1 pseudogene is annotated in these 344 nt (G+C 60.5%); it reads left to right on the forward strand.

Features of this window, described 5'->3' with window-relative positions:
- Window positions 1-199, forward strand: a pseudogene (locus tag ACFC20_RS17625) (sulfite exporter TauE/SafE family protein); the annotation flags it as partial.
- Window positions 200-344: the final 145 nt, after the last annotated feature.

Here is a 344-nt window from a genome sequence, read left to right on the forward strand (position 1 = left end):
GGCGGGCTTCGTGTTCCCGCATTGGCTGGGCTTTATCCTGGCCATGGTCGCCTTTGGCCTGGCGGGCACCTGGCTGGGCCTGCATGTGCTGAAGCGAATCAGTAACCGGCGCTTCAATCAGGTGTTCAACCTGCTGCTGACCGCGCTGGCCTTGCGGCTGCTGTGGCAGGCCGCCACCGCCTCAGGCTGGCTCGGCTAGAGGGCAGCGCCCTCGCCAACACTGCCCCGGCCTCTTCCTTTTCCCTGTTCATAATGGTTATCATTAAATAAATACTTCTCACTAATCGGAGTTCTCCATGTCTACGCCAGCGGATGCCTACACCGCCCCCCTGCAACAGCTGATC

It is taken from the genome of Marinobacter sp. (genome assembly GCF_041984545.1).
Taxonomy (GTDB): domain Bacteria; phylum Pseudomonadota; class Gammaproteobacteria; order Pseudomonadales; family Oleiphilaceae; genus Marinobacter.